Source organism: Paenarthrobacter sp. OM7, from assembly GCF_029873575.1.
In the GTDB taxonomy this organism is placed as follows: Bacteria; Actinomycetota; Actinomycetes; order Actinomycetales; family Micrococcaceae; genus Arthrobacter.
On the sequence record NZ_CP123579.1, the window covers coordinates 4,386,772 to 4,405,177 of the forward strand.

Here is an 18,406-nt window from a genome sequence, read left to right on the forward strand (position 1 = left end):
GCGACGCCGGTGATCTTCTGGTCGATGCCAGGTATAGAGGCGACACCTCCGAGGTTGAATGTTCGCCGCGTTGAGGCAAGAAGCACTCGGCAGCGGCGTGGAGGAGACGCAAGGTTGGCATCCATCAAAAACTCCGTTGTTTGCTAGGGCTTAAGGTGCCGAAACATCCGGCAGAGCAACTCTCGCATTGATTAATCGCAAAATCAATAGGAAATCCAAAACTGGGGGGAATTATTGTGATCCCACTCACCGGCGGGAGGCGTAACAAGGACGGCTAGATCGCTGCCGTGGAACCGCGATCGATGATCTTCGGAGCTGGTCGCCGAACGATGTGGCTCTTGACCTTTTCGCCCGCAATCATGCGCTGGAGAACCTCATAACCCTTCACTCCAGCCTCATACAGCGGCATCTTTATGGTGGTCAGCGCCGGCCGATAGTAATCCGCTTGCGGGATGTCGTGGTATGCGACAACGGAAAGATCATCCGGCAGGCGCAGGCCCAAATCCGCCACCGCTGCGATCAGCCCGCGGGCGGCCACGATGTTGTCGATGATGATGGCAGTGGGAGGCTCTGAGGACTGCATGAGCTGCGAAACCGTGGAGCGTATGGCCGTGGGGTCGTAGCCACGGACAACTGCGTCGGCAGGGGGCGGCGTAAGATCCCGGGCCGAGAACGCGTCACGGAACCCGGCGCCTCGGGTATCTTCAGTGAAAGGCGTGGGGGGTCCTCCCAGCATCGCTATGCGCCGATGCCCAAGTTTCAGGAGATGAGTGGTCCCAACGAAGATTCCGCGGTAGTCGTCCACCCACACGCATACGTTGACGCCGTCGGTGGGACCGTTCAGAACGACGCACGGAACGTTTCGTTGCTGAAAGATACTGATGTTCTCTTCCGCTGCCGTAAGGAAACGGACCAGGAAGCCGTCCACCATGCCGGTACCCACCAGCCGGCTCAAGAGGTTGCTGCCGGGGGAAACCCTGTCCGAATCAGAGAGGAGGATGGCTCCCCGATTGGCGTCAGCAGCATCCTGCACACCGCGCAACGCCTCGTCGAACACCGGGTTCGAAAGATTGGGCGTAATGGTTGCCACCAGCCCGGTCCGGGACGTTTTCAGGGCCTTGGCTGCGTGATTGGTGACATACCCCAATTCACGGATCGCTTCCTCTACCCGTTTGCGCGTGCTGGGGCTCATCCGGACGGATTTACTACCGGATACGGCTGCCGAAACCACGGCAGCTGAGACACCCGCGCGCTCGGCCACGGTCTGCAAAGTCACCATGGAGTAAATGTACCGCTTCTGCCGGCTCGAGGAGGCGCCGGCCCAACGCTGCTCATAACGCCACTCCTAGAGCCCCGTTGGTTCCGGCAGGCTGGTTGTGCTGACACATCCATCGGGCCATTCGATCGTGACGCGATCGCCCATTATGCGCACCGATGGCGGAATTGTTGGAGCGACCCCGCTTAGCTCGCTGGCGGCAATGAGCCATCGGCCCGCCTCCGCGGCATCAACAGCCGCCCAGGGCGTACCTGTTTCGCCTGGCAGCGGAGTGGAATCATGGCTGCGTTGAACGCCGGTCTCCGGTAGACCAGCGAGCCCCACTATCCTGCTTCGGAGAACGCCACTGGCTGCGGTTGCTTGCTCGGCATCGATCTCCACCTGGCCCGTCACGGGCCAGCCGGTCACCACCACGCTGACAGGCACAGAGGTATCGGCGCTCGGCTCAACCAGGGTAAGACGAACTTCCCACTCCCGGCGAATGATCGATCCAACAATCAGCGTGGGACCGTACGTGTTGGTCCCAAGAAAGCCGTTGCCGTAGTCTCTCTGGCCCTCGGCAATGTCCATCCAACGGGCGCGCCACCGCGAAAACGCGAAGGCAGTTTCGTGGTCCGTTCCACCGCTGAGGAGTTCAAACCCCGACCGCTGACTCGAGTGGCCATTGCGGTTCACTAAAACCACTGACGAATCAGGCAGCGGATCGCCCGCTGTGGTGATCAGGGGGAACGTAGCGGTGGAATAGGCCAAATGCGCGTAGACATCAACGTCCGAGAGTTCGTTTCCGGGAAGTGCGTGGTCCGTACCGTGGTTGTAGATGCGCACAATGCCATCCTGCATTGTTGAACTGAGCAACCAACCCGGTGCCTGCAACCATTCCACTCCCCCAAGCCGCTCGATCGGCAAGGGTTCCTCGGTTGCTGCCCAGAGGGGATGCTCTTCCGGAAAGACCAGGCCTAGCAGGCCTTTCGCGGCCCAGTACGGTGAGCCGGTTCCCGAGTAGTCCTGGGCCAGGTCCGGCCACTCGTCGAACCAACCCAACGTCAACAGTCCGCGCTCGTCAGGAGCTCCCCGATCAACGAAGTGCTTCACCGTTCCCATTGCGGCGCGCCGTAGTTCCCCCAGGGACATGACGTCTGTTTCCACCAGGGCTCCGGTCCAGAAGGGGGCTGCGGCGGCGAAACGGTAGATGAGGCTCCGCCCCTGGGCAAGGGGCGCACCGTCGCCTCCCACCAAGCGGGCGGCGTCGCTAAGGAACGCGTCAAACCGGTCCTTGTACGCCGTGAACCGGCTTCGATCCGGGTGGTCTGCATCGAGCATGTCCAACCAAAGGAACGGATACAGCTGCAATGCCCAGGAGTTGTAGTAGTCGAAGGCGCGTGTGACTCCATCGGCGTACCAACCTCCCTCCCTGACGAATGATTCGTGAGCCTGGAGATCAGCGGTGATTTCGCCGTCGTCATAGGGACCGCCAACGCTGGCGAGGAACTGCTCCACCACAAGACGGAACCACACCCAGTTGGTATTGGGCCCAACGGTGCCGATCACACGGGCGAGATAGTCCACCACGTTGCGCTGGTCGCCGTCGTCGAGGTGGTCCCATAGCCACTTCCGCGTCAGGTGCAGGCCGACAACCAAAGCCGCGGCCTCCACCTTTGCCTGCGGCTGCTCGTCCGGCAGCGGCCAACGGTCCGGGTTGCCGGGATCAACGCCCGCAACCAGGCCCTGGGAATACCACGGGATGAGGCCCAGAGGATCGTTGCCCTTCTCCCCCGTCAGGCGGAAAGCTGCCAGCATGAAGGTCCTGGCAAATCCTTCCAGGCCGTCGATGGGACTGATCTTCCGCCCATCCCGGGCAGGTATCAGTATGTGGGAGTGCGTGGCGTTGGCATAAGGTCGCACTGCCATCAGCAGTTCATCTGCCAGTACGGCGAGGTGTTCGCGGTTCCAGCCGGTGTAGGGAGACCGGACGCGGTCCTCCTCCAGTTCAGCCAGTCTCCGGCGCAGGGCGGTGGATTCGTTGACGATGGTCATGCTTGGTACTCCAAATCAGAAACGGTGATGGGACTTGCCAGGGCCAGCCCAGAAACAAAGCGCTCCATCTCCTGAAGGGCTTGGTCCGTCATCCGAAACGTCTCCGTTCCAAGTGACCCGGCAATGTGCGGGGTGATGGAAACGTTCTGCAACCCCCACAACACGCTGGAGGAAGGGAGTGGCTCGGGATCGGTGACATCAAGAACGGCGTTGAGTCGACCACTGGCACATTCAGCCTCAAGAGCCGCCGTATCAACGAGGCTGCCTCGGGCGGTGTTGATGAGGGTGGCGTGATCCGGGAGCATTGCCAGCTCTTTTGCCCCGATCATGTGGCGGGTCTCTTCCAGGGCCGGAGCATGGATCGAGAGAATGGAGACTTTTGGAAGCATCTCTTGCAGAGAGCACAATTGTCCGCCAGCCAGTTCAACTGCCTCGCGGGACGCGTAGGGGTCAGCAACCCAGCAAGTGGAGCGGTGCAGACGCGACACCTGCTCGACTACCCGCCGGCCTATCCTCGAGAAACCAATGATGCCAATGCTCTGCTGATAATTGCTCACCGTACCGAAGGGATGCCGCGGGTGGTTCACACCGAGGGGTGGCCTGCTGGCAACCGCCTCGCGGGAGTAGAACTGTGCCTTTTTTCCCGCGAGGACTATGGACGCGAAAGTAAATTCTGCAACGGGAATGGCATTCGCGTCGGCGGCGTTGGTCAACTGGATGCCCCTGGCCCAGAACGAGTCTCCGACGAGGTGTTTGACCGTGCCGGCACAGTGGAACACGGCCTTCAGCCGGGGCATGCGGTCGAGAATGTCGTCCGTGAGAGACGGAGTACCCCATGACGTCAGGAGCAGCTCTGCCGTCGCCAACCGCTCATGATGAACAGGGTTGTGCAGGTCTTCAACGAGTTCCGGCTGGGACAGGTCAGCACACCTCCGCACGCGGTCAAGGTGGGTCCCGTCAAACTGCTGGGCGAATGCCTCGCGGCTCATGGCAATAACGACGACGGGCCGGCGCTGCTCATTCATGCGTCGGCCCGGTATTAAGTGGCGGGCGGGACGGACCCGTCCGGACCCACCGCGGACGCAAGTGCCGTGCGGACTGGCAATAGGACATACGGAGGCTCCATTGTGGTAGTAGTTCGGTCTGCCCCCTCAGGGGCTTTTCTTTAGGTTTCCATTGATTTAACGCAAAATCAATAGCCGGAAGCAGTTCGACTCGGGGCTGCTCTTGAAAAGAGTAGCCGACCGACTAGTCGGTCTGCTACTGTTTTCCCATGTCCATGAGGGAACAGATTCTCGCCACAGCCCGTCAGCTCGCCATCAGCACCGGATCCATACCGTCCATGGATGCCGTGGCAGCCGCGGCGAAGGTGTCAAAGGGTGGCTTCACGCATCACTTCAGAACCAAGGCTGCATTGCTCGAAGGCTTGGCAGTCCAGGCCATCGAATCCTTGGATGAGGCCCTCAACGCGGCCGTCACCAGGGGGAACGTGGTTGAGACGTGGCTGCGCATCTCGAAGTCACAAGATGACGCAGATCTCTACAGGGCGCTCCTCGTGTCCTTCACGGACCTGGGAGAGAACGCAGACGGGCTGTTGAGCCTTTCAGCGGAGGCATCAAAGCGCTGGGAGCAACTCCTGGCAGCCGAGCTCGGAGACCCCGTGGCAGCGTCGATCGTTCGACTCCTTGGAGATGGCATGGTGATGAACTCCCTGACGAGGGAGGCTCTTCCCCCGGTCGAGAACATCCTGACGTGGCTGGAGCCACGAAGGAACGCCGAATGACCGCCGGCCTGCTGTGGGCGATCCTTGGTCTCGGCTTGGCGGACAGCCTCAATCCGGCGACAATCGTGACCATAACCCTCATCCTGCTCACGGTCCGCAAGCACCCGGTGACCTCGGCATTGTCCTTTGTCGTGGGCGCCTTGAGCACCGTGTTCATTCTGGGTACGGTGATCTTCCTCGGCGCCGGAGCAGCAGCAGACACCGTCAGTGACGGACTTGTCTGGCTCCGGAGAATCGTCTTCCTTGTGGCTGCCGTAACACTGTTCATCACCGGCTATCGGCGCCTCAAGGATCGCCCTCGAAAGGGAATCGGCTTGCCATCCTGGTTCGGGATAGGCACAGCATTTCCGTTCGGTGTACTGGTCACCGGCGCCGATCTTCCCAACGCGTTCCCCTACTTCATTGCCATTGAACGGATGGTGGACGCAGATACATCCACGGGAACGGGCCTGCTTGTCCTCGCCGGATACGCGATCATCTATTGCGTGCCATGCCTGATTCTGCTTGCCCTCGGCATCGCTCACGGCGACAAGGTCCGCGAAAAACTTCAAAAGGTCTACGACCGATTCGCCACGGGCACCACCCAACGATCGGTTGCTGCAGCGGTGCTCTATCTTCTCTTGGGGGTCGGCGTCCTCGCGATCGCCCTCTGGCCTTAACGGGCGGGCATAGACCCGCCGGCTACCGTGCTTCCAGCCGCGCCTTCAGCTGTTCAGCGTAATCCGTATAGGCGGCAGCAATCTCTTCCAGGTCCACTGTTTGGGGGAAGTCGATCACCGGCTGGTGCTCGGCCAGGTACGACGTGGTTTCTTCAACAACGAGCTGCTCGTCGAATCCGCCAAGGCCAGCCTCGGCAAGGAACTCCGGGTTGGTGTGGACCAGGGATTCCCCGGTTTGGCCTTCCGAGGCCCAGCGCACCAAGTATTCGTTCTGATTGACCAGTTCAATATCGAATGACTTCTCCATGCCAGCAGCCTAACGCCGGGCGCGCCGTTCGCCGTTACGTGGCCGGTGCCGATCGTGCGCCCATGCGCTCCAGCAGCGCCCCAGCCGGCAGCCCCAGAAGGGCGGACGCCAGGCTCCCCATTAGATCCAGCACGTACTCACTGCCGGCACTTCCGGCCAGCACATCCATCACCAGCCCGTCTTCCTGGGCAACCAGGGTCCTGGCGATCTTGGCCGGATCCAGAAGGGGAGAGAACTCGCCGGAGCGGGTTCCGGCGTCGATGATGTCGCGGTAGATCTGCTCTTGGGCGCTGGTGAGCTCGTCCTGGATGCGCCGCTGCTCGGGGTCACGGAGCATGTGGGGCCAGTATTCGTAAAGGATCCGGGAGACGTCGTCGTCCAGTCCGGCAGTAGTGCCCGCGCTCATGACGGCGGCGAGCCGCGCCGTCGGGCTCATGTCAGGGTCAACGGATTCGGCGAGTTTCTCAAGAAACCTGCCGGAGGAAGCGCGCACGGCTGCAGCGATGATCTCGGCATGGCTGCCGAAATAGTAAAGGACAGCGTTGGCGGCCATGCCGGCTTCGGCTGCGATGGCGCGCAGGGTGGCCCCTTCAGCGCCGTCGCGGGCAGCTACAGCCTGGGCCGCAGCCACGATTTCCCCACGCCGGATTTCCTTCTTGTCTACCTTGGCCACTACTACCCCCGGGGCGCTCGCGAACATTTCTGTTGACATTGACTCTAGACCGGTATTGAATGGCATTCAAATTTGAATGTGATTCAAATAATTGATTCAACGAGGAGTCTCCGTGTCATTGCCCCCAACCCCACCCATGGCCACCCAAGAACCCACGAACCACGCTTCGAAGGGCCTCAAGGCCGGGTCCATCGGCATCGGCCCCACGGTCGCCCTCGGCCTGGCCGCCGTCGCCCCCGCCTACAGCTTGGCTGTGACGCTGGGCTTCGTGGTTCTTGCCGTAGGACAGAGCACTCCGGCCGCCTTCCTGCTGGGATTTGTGCCGATCCTTTTCACCGCACTCGCCTTCCGGGACCTCAACCGGGAGATGCCCGACTGCGGTGGCGTCTTTGTCTGGATCACCCGCGTCTTCGGGCCTGCTGCCGGCTGGTTCCTCGGTGGCTGGGTACCGCAGATGGCCACCTTCATTGCGGGCGCCGCCGTGGCCCAAGTCGCCACCACTTACCTGCTCACCTTCTTCGGTTTGGCAGCGATCGCCGCAGAACCCCTCGCCGTCGCGGCCATCGCGTGCGGGCTGATCGTCCTGAGTGCATGGATCGCCGCGAGGGGAATCGAACTCTCAGCGTGGGTCCAGTACGCGCTGATTGGCCTCCAGCTGGTGGCACTCGGAGGATTCTGCGTCGCGGCCTTCACCGCCATGGCCACGGGCACCTCCCCCGGAATGGCAGACGGCGCAGACAAGCCAAGCCTGGAGTGGTTCAACCCCCTTGCCTCCGGCGACATGTCCGGGCTCGTCTCCGGCGTCATTCTGTGCCTGTTCATTTACTGGGGCTGGGATGCCTTGATAGCCGTGAACGAAGAGACCACCGACCGCAAGGGAACGCCCGGAAAGGCTGTAGTCATCACTACCGTCATCCTGCTGTTCTCCTACGTTGTGACAGCCACCGCCGCCGTCGGATTTGCGGGAACTGCGAGCATCACCGATCCCGAAACCGTCTCCGACGTCCTCTCAGTCCTCGGTCCGCAGGCGACAGGAGCCGTGTTTGGCCACGTCATCGTCCTTGCAGTGGGCCTGTCCGCGCTGGCAGCACTGATGACAGTAGCCGTCAGTACGCCCCGGACATGGCTCAGCATGGGCAGCTATGGCGCGCTCCCCAAGGCGACCACAAAGATGCACCCCAAACGCGGAACACCCACCACGTCCATCGCTTGGTGGGCGGCCATCACCATGGCCATCACTCTGGGATTGACGGCAATCAGTGCCGATTTCATCGGCCTGGCCATCCTCTCGGTGGGCCTGATGATCGCCGCGTACTATGCGGCCACAGCTTTGGCCTCGGTGGTGTATTTCGCCCCGTTGATGCGCACCTCCATATCCGCCCTGATCCTGAAAGGCATCCTTCCTGGCCTCGGAGCACTCCTGATGATCGGAGCGTTCGCGTACAGCGCCGTGGACATGCTGTCCCCTGAGTACGCGGGACTGTCCTGGCTTGGCATCGGCTCGGTGTTCTGGATCGGCATCGGCGCCCTGTCTTTGGGCTTGATAGTGACGGCGCTTCTGCGGACCAGGCTGCGCCGCTTCTTTTCCGGCGAAACCATCCCCCGCGGAAACTTCAGTACCCGCAACCACCTTCCATCCATTCTCAGCAACGAGACTCCCAGCAACGAAACCGAGGCATAAATGCGCATTCTGTCCATCGCAGCAATCCAGACCAACCCCGTTCCCCACGACCTGGATGCCACGTGGGCCCGGTTCGAAGCACAGGCCGAGTCAGCCAAAAGGCTCGGCCCCGACGTGGACGTCATCGTAGTTCCGGAGTTGCTGCTTTCCGCACCAGGCGAGTTCCTGCTCCCGGATCCAGAGGGCGAAACCCGTTCCGCCGCGCCCATCCCCAGCCCACTCACGGATCGCATTTCCGCATTGGCCCGCAGGCTCAACGTGTGGCTCGTGCCCGGCTCCTTGCTGGAAACAGAAAACGGAAACACCTATAACACCGCCATCGCAGTGTCCCCGCAGGGCGAGATCGTGGCACGCTACCGGAAACTGTTCCCGTGGCGCCCGTTCGAGACCACCACGCCCGGCGATTCCTTTGTCACGTTCGACATCCCTGGCTGCGGACGCGTCGGCCTCGCGATCTGCTTTGACGGCAGCTTCCCCGAAGTTGCGCGGCAGTTGGCCTGGTTGGGTGCGGAGGTCATCATCCAGCCCACCCTCACCACTACCCGGGACCGGGCCATGGAAATCGTCATGTCCCAGGCCAACGCTTTCGCCAACCAGGTGTTCGTGGTGAACGTCAACGGAGCCTCCCCATCGGGTGTGGGCGAGAGCGTCATCGTGGACCCCGAGGGCACCATCATGCAGCATGCCAAAGGCGGCGAAGAGATTCTGTTCGCTGTGCTGGACCTGGACCGCGTCACGCAGCTCCGCCGCTATGGAACACACGGCATCAACCGCCCCTGGGCCCAACTCCGGGACCAGGAAGGCGTGCTGCCCTTCCCGATGTTCGGCGGCGCCCACTTCCAGTCGCCGGACTGGAGCGAGGATTCACCCGGTGCGCGGCAGGGCACCGGAACGGCCTGACCGCCCGCCCAAGGCAAGCAGCGTTCGACGGCGGGCTGCCGCCGTCGAACGCTGCTTCCTCACCCTAGAGAAGATCAGGTTACTTACTTCTATAATGGCATTGTGATGGCATCACTGTGGTTCGGATTGATTGCCTCCAGTGCCTTGGTGATAGGCGCGCTCATCGGTGTGCGTTTCGAGCTGCCGAAGCGGCTCCTCGCCATCCTGCTGTCCTTCGCGGCCGGCTCACTCATTACCGCGCTGGCGTTCGAACTGTTCGAGGACGCCTACCAGCAAGGCGGAATTGTGCGTGCGGCCGTGGGGCTCCTTGCCGGGGCCATAGTGTTTACCGCGCTCAGCGCCTTCCTGGATCGCCTGGCCCAACCCGGCCGCACATCGAAATCCAAGCCCGCAGACGAAGTGCAGGGCAGCCCGAAGCTGGACACCGACGCCGCCGCGTCGGATAGGGCAGCCACGTCAGCCTCCACACGCGGGGCTGCCGGAATGGCGTTGCTGGCCGCAGTGACCCTGGACGGCGTACCGGAAAACGTGGCGTTGGGCATCTCCCTGGAAGAAGGATCCGGCGGCCTGGCACTACTGGCGGCCATCTTTGTGTCCAACTTCCCCGAGGCCCTGGTGGGGGCCTCGTCCATGCGCAGCCAGGGGCGCAAGGCCGGGTCGATCATGCTGCTCTGGAGTGTGTGCGCCGTGCTGCTGGTGGCAGCCGTGGTCCTTGGCGCCGGGCCCCTGTCCTCCGCCGAACCCGCCACCATCTCCCTGCCGTTGGCGTTCGCCGCCGGCGCGGTGATCGCGTCGCTGGCGGACACCCTCATGCCCGAGGCCTACGAGCATGGCGGCCCCGCAGTGGCACTGAGCACGGCAGCGGGCTTCGTCCTTTCGTTCACCCTCTCACTCGTGTGAGCGGTGAGCGACCGGACTGCTGGACGACGGCCGACTGGGCGCCCGACGCAAGAAGCCCACGACGGCGGCAGTCCGGCGTCGTGCGCTACTTGTTGTCTTGCTGGTGCAGCGGCTGCTAAACCTCCGGGCGACGCTCTACAACCGTTTCGGGGGCGGCGCGCCGCTCGACCACTGTTTCAGGGGCGGTGCGGCGCTCGACGACCGTCCGGCGGGTCCTGTTGGACATGGCGATGGAGATGATGAGGCCAATGACGCCGACCACCATCAGGATGTAGCCCACCAGGACTTGGTCCAGGAAGGGAATGAGTCCCGGGGCGAGCGCGAAGGCCAAAATAGCGCCGATGGCAATCAGGGCAATGGAAGAACCAATTCTCATAGCGTGCTCCTCGTGTCCGTTCGGCGCGTGGTCAGGGATCGTCGGCCGAATCTATACAGTCAGCATACTTATGAACCACGGCTCCCACCAGCCATACGAAGCCCTCCGACGGGCCCTGCGTCAGTGGCCGTACCGTGCGGCCACCCGGGCGATGGCGTCCTCGGGAGTCGGCGCGGGCCCGAACACCTGCTCCTGGCGGGTGGTGTCCGCAACATATTTGCCGGTCTCGAACCACGCCACCATGCTGGCCATGTCTCCTACCAGCGGAAGGACTTTCGAGGTCACCTTGCCGAGCCCGGCAATGGCACCCGCGGGAATGGACATCACCTTGATCTGCTTGCCTGCCCGCTGGCCGGCAATGTCCGCAGCGTCCTGAATGCTGACGGGGCGGCTCCAGCCAACATCAATGTGCTCCCCCTCAACAATGTCCGCGTCAACAGCCTCCGCGAGGTACCGTGCCACATCGCTGGCCAGGACAAAGGTGAGCCTGGCGTCCTTGGAGCCAAGCCATACAAAGCGGCCCTTGGCGAAGGGGTCGCCGCCCATGCCCACCGCCTGGTCAAAGAAAGCACCCGGGCGGAGAGCCACAAAGGGAACGCCGAGCTCCCGGAACTTGTCCTCAGCCAGCTTCTTGTTCCAAAAATGCGGGATCTGTGGTGTTTGGTCGCTGGTGACGATGCTGATCAGCACGAAGCGGGGCACGCCGGCATACTTGGCGGCGACGGCCAGGTTGCTGTTGCCAAAGGTGTCGATGGCCTGGGCGTTCTTGTCATTTCGCGTATAGCCGGCGGCTGTCGAGACAACCGCCGAAACGCCCGTCATCGCGGCGATCAAGGAGGCGGCGTCCAGCATGTCCCCGCGGACGATCTCAACTCCCTTGGCCTCGACCTTGGCGGCGTTGGATTTGGGCCTCACCAAGGCCCGGACGTTCTTGCCGAGCTTCAGGAGCTCATCCACCACTTGGCCACCAAGGAATCCCGTGGCACCAATAACAAGGACAGGGTGGTCTTCGGCCACGATTTCTCCTTTGATTTTGTTCCTAGGGTCAGTGGTAGCACGAGCGCGGGACGGCGGCCAGCCCCCGGTTCACCCCGCCTCGGGCCTCGCTGATAGAGAGAGTGCACCGAAAGTGCAGTATGCTGCACTTATGGATGACAGCACTACCACCCTCTCCCTGGCCATCGGCACCCGGGTCAAGCAGGAACGCCAAGCCCGGGGATGGACCTTGGACCACCTGGCCGAGGCTGCAGGCGTGAGCCGCCGGATGATCGTCAACGTGGAGCAAGGAGCCGCGAACCCCAGCATCGGAACACTGCTGCGGATCAGCGACGCCCTGGGAGTTGGGCTCCCGGCCCTGGTGGAGTCCCCGCGCCCCAAGCCCGTCAAGATCACCCGCAGCGGCGAAGGCGCAACACTCTGGAGCAGCGGACAGGGCGGCCAGGGAATCCTGGTGGCCGGGACCGACTCACCGGACGTAGTGGAACTCTGGGACTGGACCCTGGGCCCCGGCGACAGCCATGCCAGCGAGGCCCACACGGCGGGCACCAAGGAACTCCTGCAGGTTCAAGCCGGTGCGGTGACCGTAGATGCCGGGGAGCACCCAGTAACCCTCGAAGGTGGTGATGCCATGACCTTCCCAGGCGACATCGCCCACTCCTACGCCAACCTTGGCGCTACGCCGGCCCGATTCATCCTTGCTGTTTTTGAGCCCGGCGTGGGCTCAGGGCATCGGCAGGACACGGATCCCAGCGGCATGGGAATCAACAAGTGAGCGCCCGCAAAGGCGGCTCCATTCCGCCTTGGGGCCTTGCTGTTGCAGCCATGTTCTCGGTGCAGCTCAGTTCCGCCCTCTCGGTGGGCCTCATCGCGGAGGTGGGTGCGGCCGGAACAGCATGGTTGCGGCTCAGCCTGGGTGCCATCATCTTCCTTGCCATCGCGCGCCCACCCCTGCGATCGGTTCGTCGGCCGGACATCCTGCCACTCCTGGGCCTCGGCATCGCTACCGGGCTCATGACCATCATGTTCCTCGCTGCCGTGGAGCGGATCCCGTTGGGCACCACCGTCGCCATCGAGTTCCTGGGCCCACTGACGGTGGCGGCCATCCGCAGCCATAACCGCCGCGCCTTGGCATGGCCGGTGCTGGCGCTGCTGGGAGTGGTCCTGCTGACCGAGCCCTGGCATGGCCGCGTCGACTTCCTGGGAATCATGTTCGCGGCCATCGCAGCCGCTGGGTGGGGCGCCTATATTCTTCTGACGCAGCTGATCGGCGACCGTTTCACCGGCATCGGAGCGCTCTCCCTGACAGTCCCCATCGCCGCCGCGACGGCCGCCGTCGTCGGCATTCCACAGGCTGCCGGGCACCTCAACTGGGGCATCCTGGCAGGTGCCTTGGGCGTCGCCATCCTGATGCCGGTCCTGCCGTTCGTGTTGGAGCTGAAAGCACTGCGCCGGATGACGTCCACGGCTTTCGGCACGCTGATGTCGCTGGAACCTGCCTTCGCCGTTCTCCTGGGACTGCTGGTGCTGCACCAGCAACCCACCATCGTCCAATTCATCGGTATCGCGCTGGTTGTTGTTGCAGGCGTCGCCTCCCAGCGCGGGGGCGAGAGGAAACTGCCTCCCCTGGCCGAGCCCACCACCATGGGACCCGCACCTGAGACCTTATCCGCAACCGGTCCCGGCAAAGAGAACTGACGCACGACGGCGACCTCCCGCCGTCGTCCGCCTCTTTCTTTTGGCTCTTGCCTTGCACCCACCGGCTTAGAGGGTGATGGCGACCTTGCCGCGGACCTTGCCGGCATCCAGGTAGCGCATGGCGTCCGGGACCTGGGCCAGCGGGTACGTCCGGTCGATGACGGGAGTAATGGTTCCCGCCTCGAGAAGTCCGGCCAAGTACTCAAGATCCGGTGCGTTTTGGGTACCCACGATCATGGTGAGGCGCTGCCGGATGAAGGGCGAGAGGGCCACGGCGCGCAATTGCCTGTCCATGCTTCCCGTCCACGAGCCGCCCTCCTCGCCGCCGGTGATCACGGCAGTCCCGGACGGGGTGAGTGACCGGCGTAAACGTGTAACCGACGGGTTGCCCGCGATGTCGATGATGACGTCGTACTGCTCAGTGCCGTCGAGGAAGTCCTGGGTGGTGTAGTCGATCACGTGGTCGGCACCGAGGGTCCTCAGCATCGGCACTTTCGCAGCACTGGCCACTCCGGTGACCTCAGCCCCGGCAGCTTTGGCGAACTGCACCACATAACTGCCTACGCCGCCCGAAGCTCCGGTGACCATGACCTTGAGCCCTTGCGCCGGGTGGTCCTGGCTGGGCTCGATGCCGCCCGCACGCAGGGCGATCAGCGCCGTGCACGCGGACACCGGCACCACCGCGGCCTGCTCGAAGGTGATGTTCGCCGGCTTGTGGGCCAACTGGTTTTCGCGGGCTGCGGCATACTCGGCAAACGTTCCCCTGCCCGAGCCGAACACTTGGTCACCTACCGCAAAGCGGGTCACCTTTGCTCCCACCGCTTCAACGGTTCCCGCGAGGTCCAGCCCGGGGACGGGCTGCCTGGGAGCCTTGAATCCATACACCAGGCGCAGCGCATAGGGCAGGCCGGTGGCTATGTGCCAGGTGCCGCGATCCAGCCCGGCCGCCTGGACTTTCACCAGTACTTCGTTCTCCGCGATGACAGGACGCGGAACCCGGGCCTCGTGGAGAACGTCGGCGGAACCGTAGCCGTCCTGCACGATGGCACGCATGGTGGGACCCGGCAACGCCCGATCCTTGTGGCGACGGGATTCTTTGGCTTGCTGACCAGTGGTCATGGCCGGACCTTTCAGTGCTTGTGCGGTGGGTGAGTGATGCAGCAGTGGTTTGGTGTGGTTTTCGTACGCTGTACCAATGAGATTACCGTACACTGTACTAATCCGCTAGAGCCCAGCAACCAGTCGAGGAGTGCCCGTGCCCGTGCCCGCCGCAGCATCGCAGCGAAGCCCGCTGAGCCGGGAGCGGGTCCTTGAATGCGCCGTCACCCTCGCCGACGAGTCCGGAATCGACGCCCTGACCATCCGCACGCTCGCCCTCAGCATGGGAACCAAACCCATGTCCCTCTACTACTACGTCGCCAACAAGGACGAGATCCTGGACGGCATCGTGGATATGGTGTTCAGCGAAATCGAGCTGCCGGCACCTGACGGGGACTGGCGCAAGGAGATGGAGTTGAGGGCCCACCGGATGCGGTCGGCACTCAGGCGCCACCCCTGGGCAGTCGGGTTGCTGGAGAGCCGGTCCGCGCCTGGCCCTGCAACGCTCCGGCATCACGAAGCAACGCTCGCGACGCTGAGGACCGCAGGATTCTCCGTCCAGCTCACTGCCCACGCCTACGCCCTGCTGGACAGTTACATTTACGGCTTTGCCGTGCAGGAAGCGGCCCTCCCGTTCGAGGGGCGGGACACCGCAGCCGAGATCACCAGCCCCATCCTGGAGCGCTTCGCCACCGGCGAGTATCCCCGCATGGTGGAGATCGCCGTCGAGCATGTCCTTAAACCCGGCTACGACTTTGGCGACGAATTCCAGTTCGGCCTGAACCTCATTCTGGACGGCTTGAGCCGTCTGGCGGGAGACGCGGACTAGGATCTGATCCATGGCCAGGATTGAGGACTACGCGATCATCGGGGACCTGAACACCGCTGCCTTGGTAGGGCGGCGCGGGTCCATTGACTGGATGTGCCTGCCACGGTTCGACTCCCCCGCCTGCTTCGCGTCACTGCTGCACACGCCCGACGCCGGCCGCTGGCTTTTGGCGCCCGCCGGCACACCCGACGGCGGCAACTGCACCCGACGCCGCTACCGCGAGGACACCCTCATCCTGGAGACAGAGTGGGAAGTGGACGGCGGCAAGGTCCGGGTGATCGACTTCATGCCGGTCCGGGACGACGCCGTGGACCTGGTGCGGATCGTGGAGGGCATCTCCGGCGAAGTCACCATGCAGATGGAGTTGGTCCTGCGCTTCGATTACGGCCGCGTGGTGCCGTGGGTCCGGCACGGCAAGCACGGCATCAGCGCGGTAGCGGGTCCCGACTCGGCCTACCTCACCACCCCTGTCCCGCTCGAGGGCCGGGACAAGCGCACCTACAGCGAATTCACGGTCCGCGAGGGTGATCGGGTCCCGTTCGTGCTGCGCTGGGCGCCGAGCCATGAGCGGGAGCCGCGACGGATCGACCCCTTCCGTGCACTCTCAGTGACCGAGTCGTTCTGGCTGGAGTGGATTGGCCGCAGCGAAATGGCCGGGAAGTACAAGGAACCGGTGGAGCGGTCCCTCATCACCCTCAAGGCACTGACGTATGCGCCCACCGGAGGCATTGTGGCAGCGGCAACCACGTCCCTGCCCGAGCAGATCGGCGGGCCCCGGAACTGGGACTACCGCTACTGCTGGTTGCGCGACGCTACCCTGACCCTGCAATCACTGCTCGCCGCCGGGTACACGGAGGAGGCGTCCGCATGGCGGGACTGGCTGCTGCGCGCTATCGCCGGCGACCCGTCGGAGCTTCAGATTGTGTACGGGCTCGACGGCGCGCGGAGACTCCCCGAGGCAGACATCCCGTGGCTCTCCGGTTACGAAGGTTCACTGCCCGTCCGCACCGGAAACGCCGCAGCCCCGCAGTTGCAACTTGATGTGTGGGGCGAGGTCCTGGACGGCCTTTCCCTGACCCGGGCGGCTTTCCAGGACGGCACCGTGGACAGTTCCTGGGACATCCAGGTGGCCCTGATGGAGTATCTCGAAGGAGCCTGGGACCAGCCGGACAACGGGCTCTGGGAAATGCGCGGACCGAGGCAGCATTTCACCCATTCCAAGGTCATGGCATGGGTGGCAGCAGATCGCATGGTCAAAGGCGTCCGGACCTCCGGACTACCTGGCCCACACGACCGCTGGGCAGCACTCCGTAGCGAAATCCATCACGACGTCATGACCAGGGGGTTCGACGAGGAACTCAACACCTTCGTCCAGTCTTACGGAAGCAAGGAACTGGATGCCAGCCTGCTTCTGGTCCCCCGCGTCGGCTTCCTCCCGCACAGGCATCCACGCGTCGCAGGGACAGTGGAAGCCATCCAAAAAGGACTCACGGATGACGGCCTGGTCCTCCGCTACAGAACCCAGTCCGGGCACGACGGCCTGCCTGGCGACGAAGGAGTTTTCCTTGCCTGTTCATTCTGGCTGGTGGATGCGCTGCTGGGCATCGGCCGCTCCACCGAGGCAACCAGGCTCTTTGAGCGGCTCCTCACCCTGCGCAACGATGTGGGTTTGCTGAGCGAGGAGTGGGACCCCCGTGCCCAACGGCAACTGGGCAATACTCCCCAGGCCTTCAGCCATTTCCCCCTCATTCACAGCGCCTTGCAACTGCATCAGGGAGAGGCGCACAAGAGCGACACCCCGCTGGGGCACCCAAAACATCCGGGGCACTCCAGCGGTTCTACCCTTCGGAATGACCCTCGCCTGCGTTAGGCGGGGTTTCGCCTTTATGGCTCGCTTCTTCCAAGTGGATATCCAACTTGCGTTCGGCCTCACGCCGCCGCTGGCCGACGGTCCTCAACTGCTGGGTGGTGGGGTCTGCCCTGTCCTCCGGCGCGGCGGCTGATGGCGCGGCGGCTGTTTGTGCGGCGTCCGTTTGTGCGGCGGCTGTTTGTCCCGTGTCCGTTTGTGCGGCGTCCGAGCGCGCAGCAGTCCGGTCCTTCTCATGTTCGCCCATAAGGAGATCGTCCCATCGCCCGCCCTTTTGCGATAGCGAAATTCGCGATGCGGGGCCCGCTCTGCGCCCATACCCGGGCACGTGGGACGTAGAGCGGGCCTCACACCATGCGTTTAGCGGCGGACGTCGTCCGAGCTGGTTCCCTCGGTTTCGATGCGCTCCTTCCGGACTTCCTCGTCCACCCGAACATCCTCGGTCACTGTGTCCTTTTCGAGGCGGACGCGCTCCACCGGGACGGTCTCCTTGTCCACCACGGGCCTCTCCTCGTGGAGGGTGACCTCGTGCTCACTCTCCGTCAGTTCGGCACCGGACATGGCATCGCCTGCGTTCGCGTCCGTAATGGGCTCCCGCTCCACACGGACCTCCTCGCGCTGCACGGGGACCGTCGTGGTGACGTTCTCAGTGGTGATGTACTTCCTGAGGCGTGCCCGACCCGTGGCTTGCTTCTCCGTGCCGACGTTCAACCTTTCTTCAGAGCGGGTCATGGCGTCGTCGTCGTCCCTGTCAGCCTCCGGACGATAGGCGCCTCCCGTGTCCATCGCGTCCCTGGTGCCGAGCGTATCCTGGGTTCCCACCGGGTCCCGCGTACCCACTGTGCCGGCGAAATGTGCATCACGATCAGTTGTCGAGTCGGCGCGCAAATCATCGCCGTGACCGCTGAAGCCGCGCTCGCCCTCGAGTCCGTAATGGTTGTACAGGCGACTCTCCTCACCCGGATCCAAGTGCCCGTCTTCGGCCACCCGGGGAGCATCTTTGATGTGGTCCTTGCTGTAGGGAACCACTACGTCGTCACCATCCACGGCGGCGTCCTGAAGCGGTATGAACGATTCCGAACTGCCAAAAAGTCCGGTCTTGACGGTCACCCAGGTGGGTTCGCCGGTGTCATCATCGGTGTAAAACGTGCCGATCGAGCCCACCTTGTCACCTTCAGTGGTACGGACGTGTCCGTTGAGGCCCATCAACCGGTCAATGTTTTCCCTAGCGAGCATGATGTCTCCTTGGAATGCGGTTCTCTTATGTGGTTGCCAAGCGGGCTGCATCACCAGGCATGGTTTCCGAACGCCGGAGCGGGGAAGAAATTC

19 protein-coding genes are annotated in these 18,406 nt (G+C 63.4%); 9 read left to right on the plus strand and 10 right to left on the minus strand.

The genetic code is table 11. The features are described from left to right. Window positions 1–274: 274 nt before the first annotated feature. The 3 genes from QEH68_RS20230 to QEH68_RS20240 form a co-directional block, all read right to left on the minus strand. Window positions 275–1,279, minus strand: a complete 1,005-nt coding sequence (locus QEH68_RS20230) for a LacI family DNA-binding transcriptional regulator (RefSeq protein ID WP_280624638.1) — start codon at window positions 1,277–1,279, stop codon at window positions 275–277. A gap of 66 nt (window positions 1,280–1,345) precedes the next feature. Then, entirely contained in the window at window positions 1,346–3,310 is a 1,965-nt protein-coding gene (locus QEH68_RS20235; RefSeq protein WP_280624640.1) for a DUF2264 domain-containing protein, read from the minus strand. Then, window positions 3,307–4,335: a hydroxyacid dehydrogenase gene (locus QEH68_RS20240; protein WP_280624643.1), complete on the minus strand. Its 1,029-nt coding sequence runs from the start codon at window positions 4,333–4,335 to the stop codon at window positions 3,307–3,309. Before QEH68_RS20240 ends, QEH68_RS20235 begins: the two co-directional genes overlap by 4 nt. Window positions 4,336–4,583: 248 nt before the next feature. On the opposite strand from QEH68_RS20240, the gene QEH68_RS20245 reads away from it, so the two are divergent. Together QEH68_RS20245 and QEH68_RS20250 are read left to right on the plus strand one after the other, a co-directional pair. Continuing rightward, entirely contained in the window at window positions 4,584–5,093 is a 510-nt protein-coding gene (locus QEH68_RS20245) for a TetR/AcrR family transcriptional regulator (protein ID WP_280624645.1), read from the plus strand. Continuing rightward, the gene (locus tag QEH68_RS20250; RefSeq protein WP_280624647.1) at window positions 5,090–5,752 is read left to right on the plus strand and encodes a GAP family protein; all 663 of its coding nucleotides are present in this window, start codon (window positions 5,090–5,092) and stop codon (window positions 5,750–5,752) included. Before QEH68_RS20245 ends, QEH68_RS20250 begins: the two co-directional genes overlap by 4 nt. 22 nt (window positions 5,753–5,774) lie before the next feature. Here QEH68_RS20250 and QEH68_RS20255 read toward each other — a convergent pair whose 3' ends face one another. Further along, entirely contained in the window at window positions 5,775–6,059 is a 285-nt protein-coding gene (locus QEH68_RS20255) for a hypothetical protein (RefSeq protein WP_207595412.1), read from the minus strand. A gap of 34 nt (window positions 6,060–6,093) precedes the next feature. Beyond that, a complete protein-coding gene (locus tag QEH68_RS20260; RefSeq protein WP_280624650.1) occupies window positions 6,094–6,771 on the minus strand; it encodes a TetR family transcriptional regulator C-terminal domain-containing protein in 678 nt (225 codons plus the stop codon). A gap of 73 nt (window positions 6,772–6,844) precedes the next feature. Between QEH68_RS20260 and QEH68_RS20265 the strand changes: the two genes are divergently transcribed. From QEH68_RS20265 to QEH68_RS20275, 3 genes are all read left to right on the plus strand, one after another. After that, window positions 6,845–8,413, plus strand: coding sequence for an APC family permease (locus tag QEH68_RS20265; RefSeq protein ID WP_280624652.1), 1,569 nt, complete (start codon window positions 6,845–6,847; stop codon window positions 8,411–8,413). Next, the gene (locus QEH68_RS20270; protein ID WP_280624654.1) at window positions 8,414–9,313 is read left to right on the plus strand and encodes a carbon-nitrogen hydrolase family protein; all 900 of its coding nucleotides are present in this window, start codon (window positions 8,414–8,416) and stop codon (window positions 9,311–9,313) included. Between the two features lie 102 nt (window positions 9,314–9,415). Continuing rightward, on the plus strand, window positions 9,416–10,213 hold the full coding sequence (locus QEH68_RS20275) for a ZIP family metal transporter (protein WP_089596784.1): 798 nt from the start codon (window positions 9,416–9,418) through the stop codon (window positions 10,211–10,213). A gap of 115 nt (window positions 10,214–10,328) precedes the next feature. Here the strand turns inward: QEH68_RS20275 and QEH68_RS20280 are convergent, their stop codons facing one another. Together QEH68_RS20280 and QEH68_RS20285 are read right to left on the minus strand one after the other, a co-directional pair. Further along, complete coding sequence (locus QEH68_RS20280; protein ID WP_089596786.1) at window positions 10,329–10,589, minus strand: DUF6458 family protein; 261 nt, start codon at window positions 10,587–10,589, stop codon at window positions 10,329–10,331. A gap of 120 nt (window positions 10,590–10,709) precedes the next feature. Beyond that, window positions 10,710–11,606: an SDR family oxidoreductase gene (locus tag QEH68_RS20285; protein ID WP_280624657.1), complete on the minus strand. Its 897-nt coding sequence runs from the start codon at window positions 11,604–11,606 to the stop codon at window positions 10,710–10,712. Between the two features lie 130 nt (window positions 11,607–11,736). Here QEH68_RS20285 and QEH68_RS20290 point away from each other — a divergent pair, with 130 nt between their 5' ends. Continuing rightward, window positions 11,737–12,360 carry an XRE family transcriptional regulator gene (locus tag QEH68_RS20290; RefSeq protein WP_280624659.1) on the plus strand — a complete coding sequence of 208 codons (624 nt, stop codon included), beginning with the start codon at window positions 11,737–11,739 and terminating at the stop codon, window positions 12,358–12,360. A 50-nt stretch (window positions 12,361–12,410) separates the two neighbouring features. Then, a complete protein-coding gene (locus QEH68_RS20295; protein ID WP_280628057.1) occupies window positions 12,411–13,283 on the plus strand; it encodes an EamA family transporter in 873 nt (290 codons plus the stop codon). 66 nt (window positions 13,284–13,349) lie between these two features. On the opposite strand, the gene QEH68_RS20300 is transcribed toward QEH68_RS20295, so the two are convergent. Then, the gene (locus QEH68_RS20300) at window positions 13,350–14,402 is read right to left on the minus strand and encodes an NAD(P)-dependent alcohol dehydrogenase (RefSeq protein WP_280624661.1); all 1,053 of its coding nucleotides are present in this window, start codon (window positions 14,400–14,402) and stop codon (window positions 13,350–13,352) included. A gap of 136 nt (window positions 14,403–14,538) precedes the next feature. On the opposite strand from QEH68_RS20300, the gene QEH68_RS20305 reads away from it, so the two are divergent. Further along, a complete protein-coding gene (locus QEH68_RS20305; RefSeq protein WP_280624663.1) occupies window positions 14,539–15,210 on the plus strand; it encodes a TetR/AcrR family transcriptional regulator C-terminal domain-containing protein in 672 nt (223 codons plus the stop codon). 10 nt (window positions 15,211–15,220) lie between these two features. After that, on the plus strand, window positions 15,221–17,080 hold the full coding sequence (locus QEH68_RS20310; RefSeq protein ID WP_280624665.1) for a glycoside hydrolase family 15 protein: 1,860 nt from the start codon (window positions 15,221–15,223) through the stop codon (window positions 17,078–17,080). Here QEH68_RS20310 and QEH68_RS20315 read toward each other — a convergent pair. Further along, window positions 17,049–17,324 carry a hypothetical protein gene (locus tag QEH68_RS20315; RefSeq protein WP_280624667.1) on the minus strand — a complete coding sequence of 92 codons (276 nt, stop codon included), beginning with the start codon at window positions 17,322–17,324 and terminating at the stop codon, window positions 17,049–17,051. The two genes, QEH68_RS20310 and QEH68_RS20315, sit on opposite strands and share 32 nt — an antisense overlap. Before the next feature lie 113 nt (window positions 17,325–17,437). Continuing rightward, a complete protein-coding gene (locus tag QEH68_RS20320) occupies window positions 17,438–18,313 on the minus strand; it encodes a PRC and DUF2382 domain-containing protein (protein ID WP_280624669.1) in 876 nt (291 codons plus the stop codon). Window positions 18,314–18,406: the final 93 nt, after the last annotated feature.

Bases quoted from the DNA above. Each gene is read 5' to 3' on its own strand.
- QEH68_RS20295 (WP_280628057.1), top strand. From the start codon at position 12,411: ATGTTCTCGGTGCAGCTCAGTTCCGCCCTCTCGGTGGGCCTCATCGCG.
- QEH68_RS20270 (WP_280624654.1), top strand. From the start codon at position 8,414: ATGCGCATTCTGTCCATCGCAGCAATCCAGACCAACCCCGTTCCCCAC.
- QEH68_RS20280 (WP_089596786.1), bottom strand. From the start codon at position 10,589: ATGAGAATTGGTTCTTCCATTGCCCTGATTGCCATCGGCGCTATTTTG.
- QEH68_RS20315 (WP_280624667.1), bottom strand. From the start codon at position 17,324: ATGGGCGAACATGAGAAGGACCGGACTGCTGCGCGCTCGGACGCCGCA.
- QEH68_RS20310 (WP_280624665.1), top strand. From the start codon at position 15,221: ATGGCCAGGATTGAGGACTACGCGATCATCGGGGACCTGAACACCGCT.
- QEH68_RS20255 (WP_207595412.1), bottom strand. From the start codon at position 6,059: ATGGAGAAGTCATTCGATATTGAACTGGTCAATCAGAACGAATACTTG.
- QEH68_RS20235 (WP_280624640.1), bottom strand. From the start codon at position 3,310: ATGACCATCGTCAACGAATCCACCGCCCTGCGCCGGAGACTGGCTGAA.
- QEH68_RS20230 (WP_280624638.1), bottom strand. From the start codon at position 1,279: ATGGTGACTTTGCAGACCGTGGCCGAGCGCGCGGGTGTCTCAGCTGCC.
- QEH68_RS20260 (WP_280624650.1), bottom strand. From the start codon at position 6,771: ATGTCAACAGAAATGTTCGCGAGCGCCCCGGGGGTAGTAGTGGCCAAG.
- QEH68_RS20250 (WP_280624647.1), top strand. From the start codon at position 5,090: ATGACCGCCGGCCTGCTGTGGGCGATCCTTGGTCTCGGCTTGGCGGAC.
- QEH68_RS20320 (WP_280624669.1), bottom strand. From the start codon at position 18,313: ATGCTCGCTAGGGAAAACATTGACCGGTTGATGGGCCTCAACGGACAC.
- QEH68_RS20245 (WP_280624645.1), top strand. From the start codon at position 4,584: ATGTCCATGAGGGAACAGATTCTCGCCACAGCCCGTCAGCTCGCCATC.
- QEH68_RS20300 (WP_280624661.1), bottom strand. From the start codon at position 14,402: ATGACCACTGGTCAGCAAGCCAAAGAATCCCGTCGCCACAAGGATCGG.
- QEH68_RS20240 (WP_280624643.1), bottom strand. From the start codon at position 4,335: ATGAATGAGCAGCGCCGGCCCGTCGTCGTTATTGCCATGAGCCGCGAG.
- QEH68_RS20290 (WP_280624659.1), top strand. From the start codon at position 11,737: ATGGATGACAGCACTACCACCCTCTCCCTGGCCATCGGCACCCGGGTC.